Annotated in this window: 14 protein-coding genes; 6 read left to right on the top strand and 8 right to left on the bottom strand. The window is 65.1% G+C overall.

The annotated features are described in order from the left end of the window. Positions 1-15 precede the first annotated feature (15 nt). Positions 16-1314, bottom strand: a complete 1299-nt coding sequence (locus AC3ARF_RS07235; protein WP_498931639.1) for an NAD(P)/FAD-dependent oxidoreductase — start codon at positions 1312-1314, stop codon at positions 16-18. Positions 1315-1361: 47 nt separating this feature from the next. Between AC3ARF_RS07235 and AC3ARF_RS07230 the strand changes: the two genes are divergently transcribed. Then, complete coding sequence (locus tag AC3ARF_RS07230; RefSeq protein WP_498931637.1) at positions 1362-1790, top strand: hypothetical protein; 429 nt, start codon at positions 1362-1364, stop codon at positions 1788-1790. Between the two features lie 44 nt (positions 1791-1834). Here the strand turns inward: AC3ARF_RS07230 and AC3ARF_RS07225 are convergent, their stop codons facing one another. The 7 genes from AC3ARF_RS07225 to cmk all read right to left on the bottom strand — a co-directional run bounded on the left by AC3ARF_RS07225 (position 1835) and on the right by cmk (position 9266). Next, complete coding sequence (locus tag AC3ARF_RS07225; protein WP_498931635.1) at positions 1835-3748, bottom strand: polysaccharide biosynthesis protein; 1914 nt, start codon at positions 3746-3748, stop codon at positions 1835-1837. Next, positions 3745-4767, bottom strand: coding sequence for an MraY family glycosyltransferase (locus AC3ARF_RS07220; protein WP_498931633.1), 1023 nt, complete (start codon positions 4765-4767; stop codon positions 3745-3747). Before AC3ARF_RS07220 ends, AC3ARF_RS07225 begins: the two co-directional genes overlap by 4 nt. 3 nt (positions 4768-4770) lie before the next feature. Next, positions 4771-5949: a lipopolysaccharide assembly protein LapB gene (gene lapB, locus AC3ARF_RS07215; protein ID WP_498931631.1), complete on the bottom strand. Its 1179-nt coding sequence runs from the start codon at positions 5947-5949 to the stop codon at positions 4771-4773. A 2-nt stretch (positions 5950-5951) separates the two neighbouring features. Beyond that, complete coding sequence (locus AC3ARF_RS07210; protein WP_498931629.1) at positions 5952-6215, bottom strand: DUF1049 domain-containing protein; 264 nt, start codon at positions 6213-6215, stop codon at positions 5952-5954. Positions 6216-6308: 93 nt separating this feature from the next. Continuing rightward, positions 6309-6611, bottom strand: coding sequence for an integration host factor subunit beta (locus AC3ARF_RS07205; RefSeq protein WP_498931627.1), 303 nt, complete (start codon positions 6609-6611; stop codon positions 6309-6311). Positions 6612-6701: 90 nt separating this feature from the next. Continuing rightward, a complete protein-coding gene (rpsA, locus tag AC3ARF_RS07200) occupies positions 6702-8387 on the bottom strand; it encodes a 30S ribosomal protein S1 (RefSeq protein WP_498931625.1) in 1686 nt (561 codons plus the stop codon). Positions 8388-8585: 198 nt separating this feature from the next. Further along, a complete protein-coding gene (gene cmk, locus AC3ARF_RS07195; protein ID WP_498931623.1) occupies positions 8586-9266 on the bottom strand; it encodes a (d)CMP kinase in 681 nt (226 codons plus the stop codon). A gap of 215 nt (positions 9267-9481) precedes the next feature. On the opposite strand from cmk, the gene ykgO reads away from it, so the two are divergent. From ykgO to AC3ARF_RS07170, 5 genes are all read left to right on the top strand, one after another. Continuing rightward, positions 9482-9607, top strand: coding sequence for a type B 50S ribosomal protein L36 (gene ykgO, locus AC3ARF_RS07190; RefSeq protein ID WP_010342887.1), 126 nt, complete (start codon positions 9482-9484; stop codon positions 9605-9607). A gap of 195 nt (positions 9608-9802) precedes the next feature. Next, complete coding sequence (locus tag AC3ARF_RS07185; RefSeq protein WP_498931621.1) at positions 9803-10213, top strand: hypothetical protein; 411 nt, start codon at positions 9803-9805, stop codon at positions 10211-10213. A 12-nt stretch (positions 10214-10225) separates the two neighbouring features. Then, on the top strand, positions 10226-11263 hold the full coding sequence (locus AC3ARF_RS07180; RefSeq protein ID WP_498931619.1) for an agmatine deiminase family protein: 1038 nt from the start codon (positions 10226-10228) through the stop codon (positions 11261-11263). A gap of 160 nt (positions 11264-11423) precedes the next feature. Beyond that, on the top strand, positions 11424-12314 hold the full coding sequence (locus tag AC3ARF_RS07175; RefSeq protein WP_498931617.1) for a carbon-nitrogen hydrolase: 891 nt from the start codon (positions 11424-11426) through the stop codon (positions 12312-12314). Positions 12315-12324: 10 nt separating this feature from the next. After that, positions 12325-13545, top strand: a complete 1221-nt coding sequence (locus AC3ARF_RS07170; protein ID WP_498931793.1) for a TraB/GumN family protein — start codon at positions 12325-12327, stop codon at positions 13543-13545. The last annotated feature ends 12 nt before the right edge of the window (positions 13546-13557 follow it).

Genomic DNA, 13557 nt, shown 5'->3' with positions numbered 1-13557 from the left:
GGGCGCCGTCGTCGCTCAGGCAGTGCGCCGCTCGCTCCAATCCTTCCAGACGTCCCGGGATTCTGCCCACCAATAACTCAGCTGGGCGCCGAGGAAGCCTGCCGGTTTCAGCGCCGACACCAGTCCATAATCAGAGAACTCCCGCCAGCGCGGGTCGCCTTCGGCAATCGCCGATGCGACGACCTCTCCGGCGAACGTCGTGGGCGCCACGCCATGGCCGCCGAATGCCTGCGACAGCCAAAGTCCCGGAGCAATTTCCCCGATCTGAGGCATCTGATGGCGTGCGTAGCTCATCAGGCCGGACCAGGCGTAGTCCACGCGGACCCCTTCCAACTGCGGGAAGACCTTCTGCAGGTCGCGCCGGAGTAGGCGCTCGACTGAGCCTGCGGAGCGGTCCAGGACCGAAATCCGCCCACCCCACAGGAGTCGCGTGTCTGGTAACGGCCGGTAGTAGTCAAATGCAAACCGCGTGTCGTATACGGCCGCATTTGTCTGCAGGATGTCCTGCATCCGCCCCCCCAGCGGTTCGGTCACCATCACGTAGGTCGCGATCGGCAATACGCCCGCGTCGACACGCCGCACCAGGCCAGCAAGATATCCCCCGCAAGCCAGGACCACCTGTCGCGCCCTCACAGCACCACCGGCCGTTCCAACACGCCAGCCCGATCCATCGGGCGACAGTCGCACCGCGGGTGAGGCCTCGTGGACGCGACCACCCATCCGAGCAACCACCTCGGCGAGGCCCAACGCGTATTTCAGCGGGTGGAAGTGGAACGCTGAGGGCTCGAACAACGCATCGTGATAGCGCGAGGTACGGATGAGTTGACCCAACTTCTTCTCCGGAATCCAGTCCCAATTCGTGCCGTAGGACTGGGCCAGCAATCGCTGCCGCCTGCGCAACACTTCCGGATCACGAAACCAGTTTGCCCAGATCACCCCCGCTCCCTGGTATTCGCATGCAATGGAGTGGCGCGCGATGCGCGCGCGGATGGTCTCCACCGATTGAAGCGTGCCGGAGTACAACGCCCGTGCCCGTTCCGCGCCAAGTTCGTGCAGCAGGGCGTCCTCGCCGCGGGAGAAGCCTCCGAAAACAAAGCCGCCATTACGCCCGGACGCGCCATGGCCGACCTCCTGTGCTTCCAGCACCATGACATTACGCACGCCGCGTTCAAGCAACCCCAAGGCTGCGTTCAGTCCAGCGAAGCCCCCGCCGATGACGCAGACCTCCGCTTCCGCGGCGCCATTCAAAGGTGGAAAACGTCCCGGATTCCTTTCGACAGTTGCGCTGTAATAGCTGACCGATGGTCTGGACATGGCGATCTCCAACGGATCAGATAGCTTCATGGGTCGAGGAAAGGCAGATGGAAATCCACTACGCTGACAAAGGTTATCGCAGGCGCAGCGTCTGGGCCCTGTCCGGGGTCATTGTCTTGTTGATGGTGCTGCTGTGGCAGCTCAATGGCTGGTTGCAGGAGTTGGCGCCGCAGCTTTCGGGCACAGACCCCGACACCGCGAGGCGCTGGTTGAGGGCACTGCTGGCCGCGCTTGGACTGGCACTTTCAGCCCCTGCAGCGGCGCTTGGCCTCTCGCTGCACCGGCTGGCTCGTGCATCCCGCTTGCAAGGGCGATTCCCTCCGCGCGAGTTCAAGACCCTGCGGGATGTGCGCGTACTGCGGGATGCGCCGGCGTTGCGGTGGGCGAGACGCGTGGAGGTTTCAGGCGCGGCTGCCCTGGCACTCGCGGGGGCGCTGGCAGGTTGGGCACTCTGGGCGTTGTGGTACTTCCGCTGAGTCCACGCTGCTAATAGGCAGACTGCAGTCACCGGGCCGCCGGGTCACGACCGGCCGCTGCGTCCGGGAAACGGAATCACCGTCGATGCCCCGCCGGTAATATCGAAGCTAGGCGCCATGGGCGTGAATTCCGGCACCGCCGTGCGCAGCAATTCACCCAGCAACGGATTGTCGTATTCCCGGCTTGCATCCCGGAGTGCGCCAAGCGCCTTGCGCACCTGCGCAACGGGAACCTCGCGAGGTTCGGCCAGAAGAATCTTCGGATGAGACGTGGCCCGGTAGCGCTCGTCGGCATGGAACAACGTCTCGTGCAGCTTCTCGCCCGGACGCAGGCCGGTGTACATGATCGAGATGTCCCGCCCGGGTTGCTTTCCGGCCAGTCGAATCATCTGTTCGGCCAGGACCCGGATTGCCACCGGCTCGCCCATGTCCAGGGTGTAGATGGCCTCGTGATTGCCCATGGCGGAAGCCTGCAGGATCAGCACGCACGCCTCGGGAATGGTCATGAAGTACCGGGTGACGTCGGGGTCCGTGACGGTTACCGGTCCGCCCCGGCGTATCTGTTCCCGGAACAATGGCACCACGCTACCCGCCGAATCGAGCACGTTGCCGAAGCGTACGGTCACGCAGCGAGTTGGTTGCCCATGTGCCAATGCCAGAGCGGTCATTTCCGCCAATCGCTTGGTCGCGCCCAGGACGTTGACCGGATCCACGGCCTTGTCGGTGGAGATGAGCACGAAGGTTCCAACACTTGCCTCGACACTGGCCGCGGCGACGGTCTCGGTCGTGAGGACGTTGTTGCGTATCGCCTCGCGCATCTGCCCCTCGAGCAGGGGGACCTGCTTGTAGGCCGCCGCATGGAACACCGTGTCGGGCCGGACCAGTCCCATCGCGTGGCGCATCACGGCCGGGTCTCCGCAGTCGCCAAGAATGGGGATCAACTCGACGTCGGGGAAATCACGGCGCAAGGCCGCGTGGGCAGTAATCAGGGCCAGCTCGTTGATCTCTACCAAGGCGAGCCGCCGTGACCCGTGCCGGGCGCTCTGGCGGCACAATTCGGCGCCGATCGAGCCACCTGCACCGGTGACCAGGACCGAACGCCCGCCCAACCAATCGCGGATGGCGCGCCAATCCGGCATGACCGGTTGACGCCCCAGCAGGTCTTCGATGGCGACTTCCTTCAGTTGGCCCGGCAGCGAGCGACCTTCCAGGACGTCGTGCAGATTCGGGACCATCCGGAACGGCAAGCCGGTCTTCTCGCAGGCAGCGACCACGTGCCGCACCGTCTCGGCATCCGCCGAGGGTATGGCAATCACCAGCAGGCGGGCCGCGGTTTCGCGGGCGATCCGCACCGCTTCGTCCACCCTCCCTAGAACCGGAACGCCATGGACCAATGTCCCACGAAGGCGCGCCGCATCATCGAGGAAGCCAACCGGATGGTAGTGACCGGAGCGACGGAGGTCGCGAACCAGTGCTTCGCCCGCCTGCCCCGCCCCCAGGATGAGGGTGCGCACCGCATCCTGGCGCAGCGCGTGCTCGCTGCTGTGGTCTTTCCACGTCCGGAAGAGGATTCTGGGAGCACCCAGCATGCCGCTCAAGGCGAAGGGATAAAGCAGCAGCGCCGCCCGCGAGATGAGTTCACCGCGGTTGTACAGAAACAGACTGACGCCGATCGCCACAAGGCCAAGTATCGACGCCTTCACGATATTGATCAGGTCGGGAACGCTCGCAAAGCGCCACAGCCCCCGGTAGAGGCCGACCTGCCAGAAAACGAACCCCTGGGCCAGAAGGACCAAGGTGATTTCAGTCGACCAGAGTGGCATCGACAACGGCTGCTCCATGGTCGCGTAGCGAAGCCGATGCAACGCTTGCCAGACCAGCCAGACCATCGTCAGATCATGCGTGACCACCGCCAGACGCGGCGCCCATCCTGCCCACCTATCACGCCATGCGCTCATGCGCTGTTCCTGCTCCCTACGGCTGACTCACGTACCTGGGCCCAACGCCGAAGCCGCCGCCACAGGACCGCGCCAAGGGTAAACCAAATGGCGACAAGGGCCGCGACGAAAAAGTCTGATTGTGATCGCGCCAGCACCGCAATGACACATGCAAGCAGGGTCCACCCCAGGTACCCCATCGTGACCCTCCCGTGGCCGACCTGGCGTGCGGTGGCCTGATAGGCATGCTGGACATGCGGTGTCCACCACCGCTCCCCGCGCAGGATGCGCCCGGCAAGTGTCAAGGTGGCGTCAACAAGAAAGGCCGAGACCGGCAATGCCAGAAGCAACGCAGATGAAAGTGCCGGCCTCGCCTCCAAGGACTTCCAGATCGCCACTGCCAGCAGGCATCCCACGGCGAACCCCAGGGCGCCACTTCCCACGTCGCCCATGAAAACCTTCGCCCGCGGAAAGTTGTAGGGGACGAATGCCCACGTCGCCGCCGCCGTGGCCAACGCCACTACCGTCCACGCGCCATCAACCGCAAGGGACAGGAACCCCGCCACGACAACCGTCTGGGTGGCCGCAATGCCGTTGATGCCGTCCATGAAATTCCACACGTTGGTCAGGACCAACGGCGCCAGGAAGGCGACCAGGGTCAGACCCAGGTGGCCCGTGGCCGCCCAGCACGCGCCGGCAAACAACCCTGCGGCCATTACATGCACCAGAAGCCGTCCCGCCGCCGGCAACGGACGGTGGTCATCCACCCAGCCAATGGCGGCCACCATCGCGAGACCTGCGAGGAAGGCGGCCATCAACGGCGAGGGATTGCCCGCGCCATTCCATGGGCGCAGCCAGAAGGCAAGACCCACCAAGAGCACGGCAGCCACGATGGCGATGCCGCCGCCGCGGGGCGTTGGGGTTTCATGGCTGCGGCGATCACCGGGGTGGTCGAGCAACGCCCGGCCATGGGCATAGCGAATGGCCAGGGCGGTCCCCACGGTAGCGATCAACCATGCCGCCAGTACGGCGTAGAGCACGTCTTACACCACCGCGTAATTGAGCAGGGGCTTCACCGTGCCCCACTCCTTGCAGCTCGGACACTGCCAGTGATGGCTGCGTGCGCCAAAGCCGCACCGGTTGCATCGATAGCTGGGGTTACGCACCAGCAACTGGTCGGTGATGTGCTTGAGGTCATGCAAGGTCGCTGCCGGATCGGCGCCTTCGGCCAACGACAGGTCGATCAACGCCGCCTCGCCTCTCACCGACGGACGGTCCTTCAACTGCTGCGCCAGATAGGCACGAGCCGCCGGGACGCCGTCTTCGGTTTCGACCATGCGCGCAAGTGCAAGCACGGGTGAAATGCCGCGGTAATGCTCGGTCATTTCCGCCAGGAACTTGCGCGCCCCGGATGTATCCCCCACCCGCTCATAGCTCGCCAGCAACGCCGGCAGGATGTCGGGGAGATAGTCCGGGTCCACCCGGGCGACGCGCTCGAACGCGCGAATGGCCCCGGCATCGTTCCCCGTTTCATTCTCGATCCGGCCTTCGATCATGCCAGCGCGAACCGAATTGGCGTCGGCCTCGTAGGCACGCGCCACCGCGGTACGTGCGCCATCCAGATCCCCCGCGGACCGGTGCCGTTCTGCAATTTCGCATTCGAACTGGGCGACCAGCTTGCCCATCGACTCGCCAGTCGCGGCCTCGTACTGACGGGCGTTCTCGATCGCTTTGTCCCAATCGCGTTCGGCCTGGTAAATGCCAATGAGGTGACGAAGCGCCAGCGGCGCACGGGCATCCAGCGCAGCCAGGTCGCCGAAGACGGTTTCCGCGCGGTCCAACAAGCCGGCGCGCATGTAGTCCTCGCCCAGCGCCAGCAAAGCCTGGATCTTCTGTGCATCATTCAGCCCGGGGCGCTGCGCCAATGCCTGGTGCAGCCGGATCGCACGGTCCACCTCGCCGCGACGGCGGAACAGATGGCCCAGGGCCACCTGCGTTTCGAAGGTTTCCTTGTCCAGTTCCGCGATGTGCAGGAACAGGTCGATGGCCTTGTCAGGCTGCTCGTTGAGGAGGTAATTCAGGCCACGGAAATACGTGGTGGAAAGCCGGCTGATCTGGGTGTTGCTGTGGCGTTCGCCGCCACGACGGCCAATCACCCAGCCACTGGCCGCAGCCAAGGGCAGCAGCAGGAAAAACCAGAACCACTCGCTGATGAATGCCATCGTCAAATCTCGGCAGATGGGGGGACGGCTGGCGCGGTGCGCATCGCACGCGACAAGCGACGTCGTAGCGGCATGACCACGCCAAACGTGACGGCCAGACCGCCAGCCAGGACACCCAGCAGCAGCGCCAGGATCAACGCGACTCCCAAGGTGGTGGGCACCGAGGCGAAGCCCAGGTCTACCAGTGCGGCCTGTCGATTCAGCGCGCCCAAGGTCGCGCCGACCAGCAAGCAGGCCATGGCCACGAGAATTCGAATCAATCGCATGCCGGGCTCCGTGGCGTGGACGGTCAGGCTAGCTTAGCCGACCTTGCGGGCCGCGTTCAGCCAACCACAGCGGCTTTCCGAGCAGCCGTTGCGTCAGGCCTGTTCGTCGAGCGGTGTGACGCCGCTGACGCGCTCGCGCAGCTCCTTGCCGGGCTTGAAATGCGGCACATGCTTGCCCGGCAGCGCAACCGACTCACCTGTCTTCGGGTTACGGCCCAGTCGCGGCGGGCGGTAATGCAGGGAAAAACTGCCGAAGCCACGGATCTCGATCCGCTCTCCGGAGGACAACGAGCCCCCCATCATTTCCAGCAAGGCCTTCACCGCCAGATCCACGTCGTCGGCCTTCAGGTGGGCCTGACGCTGCGACAGGATCTCGATCAGTTCGGACTTGGTCATGAGTTCGTGGTGCTCGAAGGGTTGGAACTGACTACATGCAGAAGACGGCCCGACCGGGGTCGGGCCGTCTCCGGTACAACTCAGGGCTGATTACTCGCCCTTGCTCAGCTGCTCGCGCAGCAGCGCGCCCAGCTTGGTGGTGCCGCTGGAGGCCTCGGACGCCTGGCGGTTGTAATCCGCCATCGCCTCGGCTTCTTCCGCGTAGTCCTTCGCCTTGATCGACAGCTGCATGGTGCGACCCTTGCGATCGTTGCCGATGATCTTGGCTTCGATTTCCTGGCCGACCTTCAGGTGCTGCGAGGCGTCGTCGATGCGCTCGCGGGCGATGTCGCGGGCTGCGATGTAGCCCTCGATGCCGCCTTCCAGCTCAACGGTGGCGCCCTTGGCGTCAACTTCCTTCACCACGCCCTTGACGATCGAGCCCTTGGCGTTGGAAGCAACGAAGTGGCCCATCGGGTCCTGCTCCAGCTGCTTGATGCCCAGGCTGATGCGCTCGCGCTCCGGATCAACGGCCAGGACCACGGCTTCCAGGGTGTCGCCCTTCTTGTAGTTGCGGACGACGTCTTCCCCAGTGGTGTTCCAGCTGATGTCCGACAGGTGCACCAGGCCGTCGATGCCACCGTCCAGGCCGATGAAGATGCCGAAGTCGGTGATCGACTTGATCTGGCCTTCCACCTTGTCGCCCTTCTTGTGCAGGACGGAGAAGGTTTCCCACGGGTTGCTGGTGACCTGCTTCATGCCCAGCGAGATGCGGCGACGCTCCTCGTCCACGTCCAGGACCATGACCTGAACCTCGTCGCCGACCTGCACGATCTTGGACGGGTTGACGTTCTTGTTGGTCCAGTCCATCTCGGACACGTGCACCAGGCCCTCGACGCCCGGCTCGATCTCGACGAACGCGCCGTAATCGGTGACGTTGGAGACCTTGCCGAACACGCGGGTGTTGGCCGGGTAGCGACGGGCGATGTTGTCCCACGGATCCTCGCCCAGCTGCTTCAGGCCCAGGCTGACGCGGTTGCGCTCGCGGTCGTACTTCAGCACGCGGACGTCGAGCTCGGCGCCGACTTCCACGACTTCGGACGGATGGCGCACGCGCTTCCAGGCCATGTCGGTGATGTGCAACAGGCCGTCGATGCCGCCCAGGTCGACGAACGCACCGTAATCGGTGAGGTTCTTGACGACACCCTTGAGGATGGCGCCCTCGACCAGCTTCTCGAGCAGCTGCTCGCGCTCTTCCGAATGCTCGCTCTCAACCACGGCGCGGCGGGAGACGACGATGTTGTTGCGCTTGCGGTCCAGCTTGATGAGCTTGAACTCGAGTTCCTTGCCTTCCAGGTAGGTCGAGTCGCGCACCGGGCGCACGTCGACCAGCGAACCCGGCAGGAAGCCGCGGACATCCTTGATGTCGACGGTGAAGCCGCCCTTGACCTTGCCGCTGATGCGGCCGGTGATGGTCTCGTTCTTCTCGAGGGCTTCCTCGAGTTCGTCCCACACCATGGCGCGCTTGGCCTTCTCGCGCGACAGGACGGTTTCGCCAAAGCCGTTCTCGATGGAGTCGAGGGCAACCTTCACCTGGTCGCCGATCCCCACGTCGATTTCGCCGGCGTCGTTACGGAACTGCTCGATCGGCACGATGCCTTCGGACTTCAGGCCGGCGTTGATCACGACCACGTCGCCGCGGACGTCGACGACGGTACCGACAACGATGGCGCCCGGCTTCAGCTTGGTCAGGAATTGCTGACTCTGCTCGAACAGTTCTGCAAATGATTCGGTCATTGGAGTAATACTCGGTTGAACACACGGGCCGCACCGGTTGGCAGGCCATCTGGATTGATGGTCAAGCAAGCCGTGGTCGACCCACCCATTGATGTGGTGCGATGAAGCTGCACCATGTGTTGGTTGGTCATATCCGCCCGCGGGATTGCGGGTCGGTCCTTCTGCCGCGAATGACTTCGCCGGTAACGTTATGGAACGTCAGCGCGCGGGCACGATGGCCAGCACGCGTTGCACCACTTCGTCGATGCCCTGGCCGGTGGTGTCGATGTGGACGGCGTCATCGGCCGGCCGCAACGGGGCCACCGCGCGATTGGCATCGCGGGCGTCGCGGGCGAGGATCTCCCGCAGCAGACCATCAAATGTAACCGAAACCCCTTTATCCTTCAACTGCTTATAGCGCCTTTCCGCCCGCTCCCCGGCGCTGGCGGTCAGGAACACCTTGAAGCCGGCATCGGGGAAGATGACGGTGCCCATGTCGCGGCCATCGGCGACCAGCCCGGGCGGCCGGCGAAAGGCCCGCTGGCGATCCTTCAGCGCGGCGCGGACTTCTGGGATGGCCGCGATCGCCGAAGCGGCGGCGCCGGCGGTCTCGGTCCGGAGCTCATCGGTGGCATCGACGTCGTTGACCACCACCCGCAGCTCCCGGGTGTCAGGGTCCTCGATGAACTCGATCGCGGTATCGAAGGTGCAGCGAACCAGCGCCGAAGGATCGGCCAGGTCGATGTCACCCCACCCCGCAGCCACGCCCACCGCCCGGTAAAGGGCACCCGAGTCCAGGTAGTGCCAGCCGAGCTTCTGGGCGACCAGTCGGCTTACGGTGCCCTTGCCGGAGCCGGAAGGGCCATCGATTGTCAGTACAGGAATAGTGGTATCGGTCATTGCGGGGATTATGCACTCGCAGCAAAATTGCTGGCGTTCCGGTTTCCGCCGAGCGTGGCCGGGCAACCTGGCTTCTCCCTTTGGCCGCCCCCCCTCAGGCGGCCCGCGCGAGCGGGATCACCCAACCACTTGAACAATCAGGGAAACCTCAGCTAGAATAGCGGGCTGGTTTACCCCATTCCGATTTATCCCATTCCCGTTTGCCGAGGTCTGTCATGAAGGTCCTGTCCTCCCTGAAGTCGGCGAAGGCCCGTCACCGCGACTGCAAGGTCGTTCGCCGCCGTGGCAAGGTCTTCGTGATCTGCAAGTCGAATCCGCGTTTCAAGGCGCGTCAGCGCTAAGAGCCGGGACGCCCCCTGCCCGGCATGTCCGGAGCGGGTCGGCATCACGACTGGAAAGCCGCCGCAAGGCGGCTTTCTGCGTTATGGGGCATGTACATCGCCGTCATTCGCCGCTGATAGCGTGACGGCCGCCTGCTGCCGCCACACCGCGTCGTGTGCGTACAATCGCCTATCCATCAGGTAGGGAGAGCCATCATGAACACCCGCATCGTTGCTGCTTCGTTGTTCACCCTGCTGGGCCTGGTTGGCACGGCCGCCGCCCAGGACGCGCCGGTGGGGGCCAGCGACCAGGCCGCCACCACTGCCGATGCCGCGCAAGTCACCACCACCGAGACTACGGGCAATACGCTGCTGATCGAGCGCGTCAGCGAGGAGAACAAGGCCTCTATGCCCGCCCGCGGCATGACCATGGCGCAAGTGGAGGCCAAGTACGGCGTTCCCAGCGACAAGCTGGAACCGCGCGGCGGGCAGAAGCGCCAGTGGCCCACGATCAATCGCTGGACGTACCCCAATTTCATCGTTTACTTCGAGAAGTCCAAGGTCATCGATGCCGTCGCCGTGAAGGCGGCCGCGACCGAGGTCGGCCCGAAGCCCCCCATTCGCTGATTCCGAGAACCGATGACCGACAACGCCCTGCGCTTCCCCGCGGAGTGGGAACCCCAGTCCGCCGTCCTGCTTGCCTGGCCCCACGCCGACACCGACTGGGCCGAGCGGCTCGGAGATGTGGAAGAGACGTACATCGCGCTGGTGGCGGCCATCACCCGCTTCGAGCCGGCGCTGGTCTGCGTGGCCGATGACGACGTGGAAGCCTACGCGCGGGCGCGCTTGGCCTCGGCGCGTGTCGACATGGGCCGCGTCACCTTCATCACTGCTCCGTACGACGACACCTGGCTGCGCGACTCGGGTCCGATCTCGCTCCGGCGCGACGGCGGCGGATTCGAACTACTGGATTTTCGCTTCACCGGATGGGGCGGCAAGTACGAGGCCAACCAGGACGATGAGCTGGTAGAGCATCTCGACGATCACGGAATCTTCGTCAACAGTGTTCGCCAACGCATTGATTTCGCTTTGGAAGGCGGAGCAATCGAGACCGATGGCAATGGCACCCTCCTCACCACCTGGAAGTGCCTCAGCGAGCGCCACCCCGGGCACCCACGTGAAGAGCTGACCAGCAAACTGGCCGGCTGGCTGCATCAGGACCGGGTTCTGTGGCTGGACCACGGCTACCTGGAAGGTGACGACACCGACGCCCACATCGACACCCTCGCCCGTTTTGCCTCGGAGAACGCAATCGTCTACCAGGGCTGCAGCGATCCGTCTGATGACCACTACGTGGAACTGCAGGCGATGGCGCAGGAACTGGCCGCGCTGCGTACCCGTGGAGGCGAGCCGTACCGCCTGTTCGAACTCCCATGGGCCGAGCCCATCCTGGACGAAGGGCGCCGACTGGCGGCCAGCTATGCCAACTTCCTGATCGTCAACGGCGCGGTGCTGATGCCTGCCTACGGCGACAAGGCCGATGCCCAGGCCGTGGCCGTGCTGCAGAAGGCATTCCCGGATCGCGAGATCGTGCCGGTGCCCTGTCGCGCGCTGATCTGGCAGAACGGAAGCCTGCACTGCATCACCATGCAATTGCCGGCGGGTGTGGCTGCCTGATTCATCTGCACGGGGTGCGCGCCCATCGAGCGCCCCACCCTGCTTCCAACCGATTCCGCACGCGCCTTGGGCGCGTCGCGTCACCGGCATCCTCATCCCCGACCCGGCACAATAGGCGTCGCATTGACGCGCCTGTCGCCCCGTAACGGAGACTCCCCCGATGGCCAAGCCCACCACCCTCCCCGTCGCCCTGGTCCAGGATCGCGACCACGGCAGCCGCGACGCCAATCTTGCCAATATCGAGGAGCGCGTGGCCGAAGCCGCCAAGCGCGGCGCCCGGCTGGTGCTGCTGCAGGAACTGCACAACGGTCCCTACTTCTGCCAACACGAGTCGGTGGACGAGTTCGACCTGGCCGAGGCGATTCCCGGGCCGAGCACCGAGCGGCTGGGCGCGTTGGCCAAGCAACACCAGGTGGTGCTGGTGAGCTCGCTGTTCGAAAGGCGCGCCGCCGGTCTGTACCACAACACGGCGGTGGTCTTCGACGCCGACGGATCCACCGCGGGCAAGTACCGCAAGATGCATATCCCCGATGACCCCGGCTTCTACGAGAAGTTCTATTTCACCCCTGGCGACCTGGGCTTCGAACCCATCAACACCTCGGTCGGCCGACTGGGGGTGATGGTGTGTTGGGATCAGTGGTACCCCGAGGGCGCGCGCTTGATGGCGCTGGCGGGCGCCGAGATGCTGCTGTACCCCACCGCCATCGGCTGGGACCCCACCGATGCGCAGGACGAGAAGGATCGCCAGCGCGGCGCATGGGTGCTGAGCCACCGCGGCCATGCCGTCGCGAACGGCCTGCCGGTGCTTTCGTGCAACCGCATTGGCCATGAGCAGTCGCCTCTGGACGCTGCGGGCATCGATTTCTGGGGCACCAGCCACGTCCTTGGACCGCAGGGCGAGATCGTCGCCGAAGCCAGCACCACCGACGCCCAGATACTCATGGCCGAAGTAGACATGGGTCGCAGCGAGCACGTGCGCCGGATCTGGCCCTTCCTGCGGGACCGCCGCATCGACGCCTATGGCGACCTGCTGAAGCGCTACCGTGACTGACACCATTGCCATGCCCCCGGAAGCCAACGTGACCGAAACCAGCAGCGACTGGCGCGACCAGCCACACCAGATCGTGGAGCGCGACGGTGTGCGCTACACCCTGCTGGGCACCGCGCATGTCTCGCGGGCGAGCGTGGACGCGGTCCGTGACGCCGTGCAGAGCGGTACTTTCGACGCCGTCGCCGTGGAACTGGATCCACAACGCCTGCAGGCGATGACTGATCCTGATGCCATGGCCAAGATGGATCTGGTGCAGGTCATCCGAACCGGCAAGACGGCCCTCTTCGCCGCCAACCTGGCCCTTGCGGCGTACCAGCGCCGTCTGGCGGAGCAACTGGGCATCGAGCCAGGCGCGGAACTGAAGCGCGCCGTGCTGGAGGCACGCCAGCGCGAATTGCCGGTGCACCTGATCGACCGCGAAGTGGGACTGACCTTCAAGCGTGCGGCCAACCGGCTCGGCTTCTGGCAGCGGGCCAAGATGGGCGGCGGGCTGCTGGCCGGGCTGTTCGTGGACGAAGAAGTCGCGGATCACGACATCGAGAAGCTCAAGCAGGGCGACATCCTCGCTTCCAGCTTCAGCGAGTTCGCGTCCGACAGCCCGGAGCTCTACGACACGGTGATTGCCGAGCGCGACCGCTACATGGCTGCGCGCCTGCGCGAGAGCCACGGCGAGGCGCGGGAGGTCCTTGCCGTGGTTGGCGCCGGTCACCTTGAAGGCCTCGCCCGCCACTTGCGCGACGAGTCGCGTGCACCCGGCTCCGTGCGCGAAGAGCTCGAGGCAATGCCCGAAAAGAGCGACATCCCCTGGTTCACCATTGCCCTGGCGGCGTTCGTGCTGGGCGGTTTTGCCTGGGGCTTCTACCAGGGCGGCCTGGACGTGGGTTCGGACCTGCTGCTGCAGTGGGTGCTGGCCACCGGCGTTCTGGGCGCCCTCGGCTGCGCGTTGGCGGGCGGCCACCCGCTCAGCATCCTCGTGGCGTTCGTCGCATCCCCGATTACGCCCCTGCACCCTGCCCTTGCGTCGGGCACACTGAGTGCGCTGACGGAGGCGTGGTTGCGCAAGCCCACCTACGCGGATTTCATGGCGCTGCGGGACGATGTGCAGCATGTGACCGGATGGTGGAAGAATCGCGTCGCGCGAGTGCTGCTGAACTTCTTCCTGACCAGCCTGGGCACGGCCATCGGCGTGTGGACCGGCGGCCTGAAGATGCTGGGAACGCTGTTCAGTTGATCAACGTCGCCT

The sequence above is a fragment of the Lysobacter sp. KACC 24251 genome (genome assembly GCF_057747755.1).
This window is presented reverse-complemented; position numbering and strand designations above follow the sequence as displayed.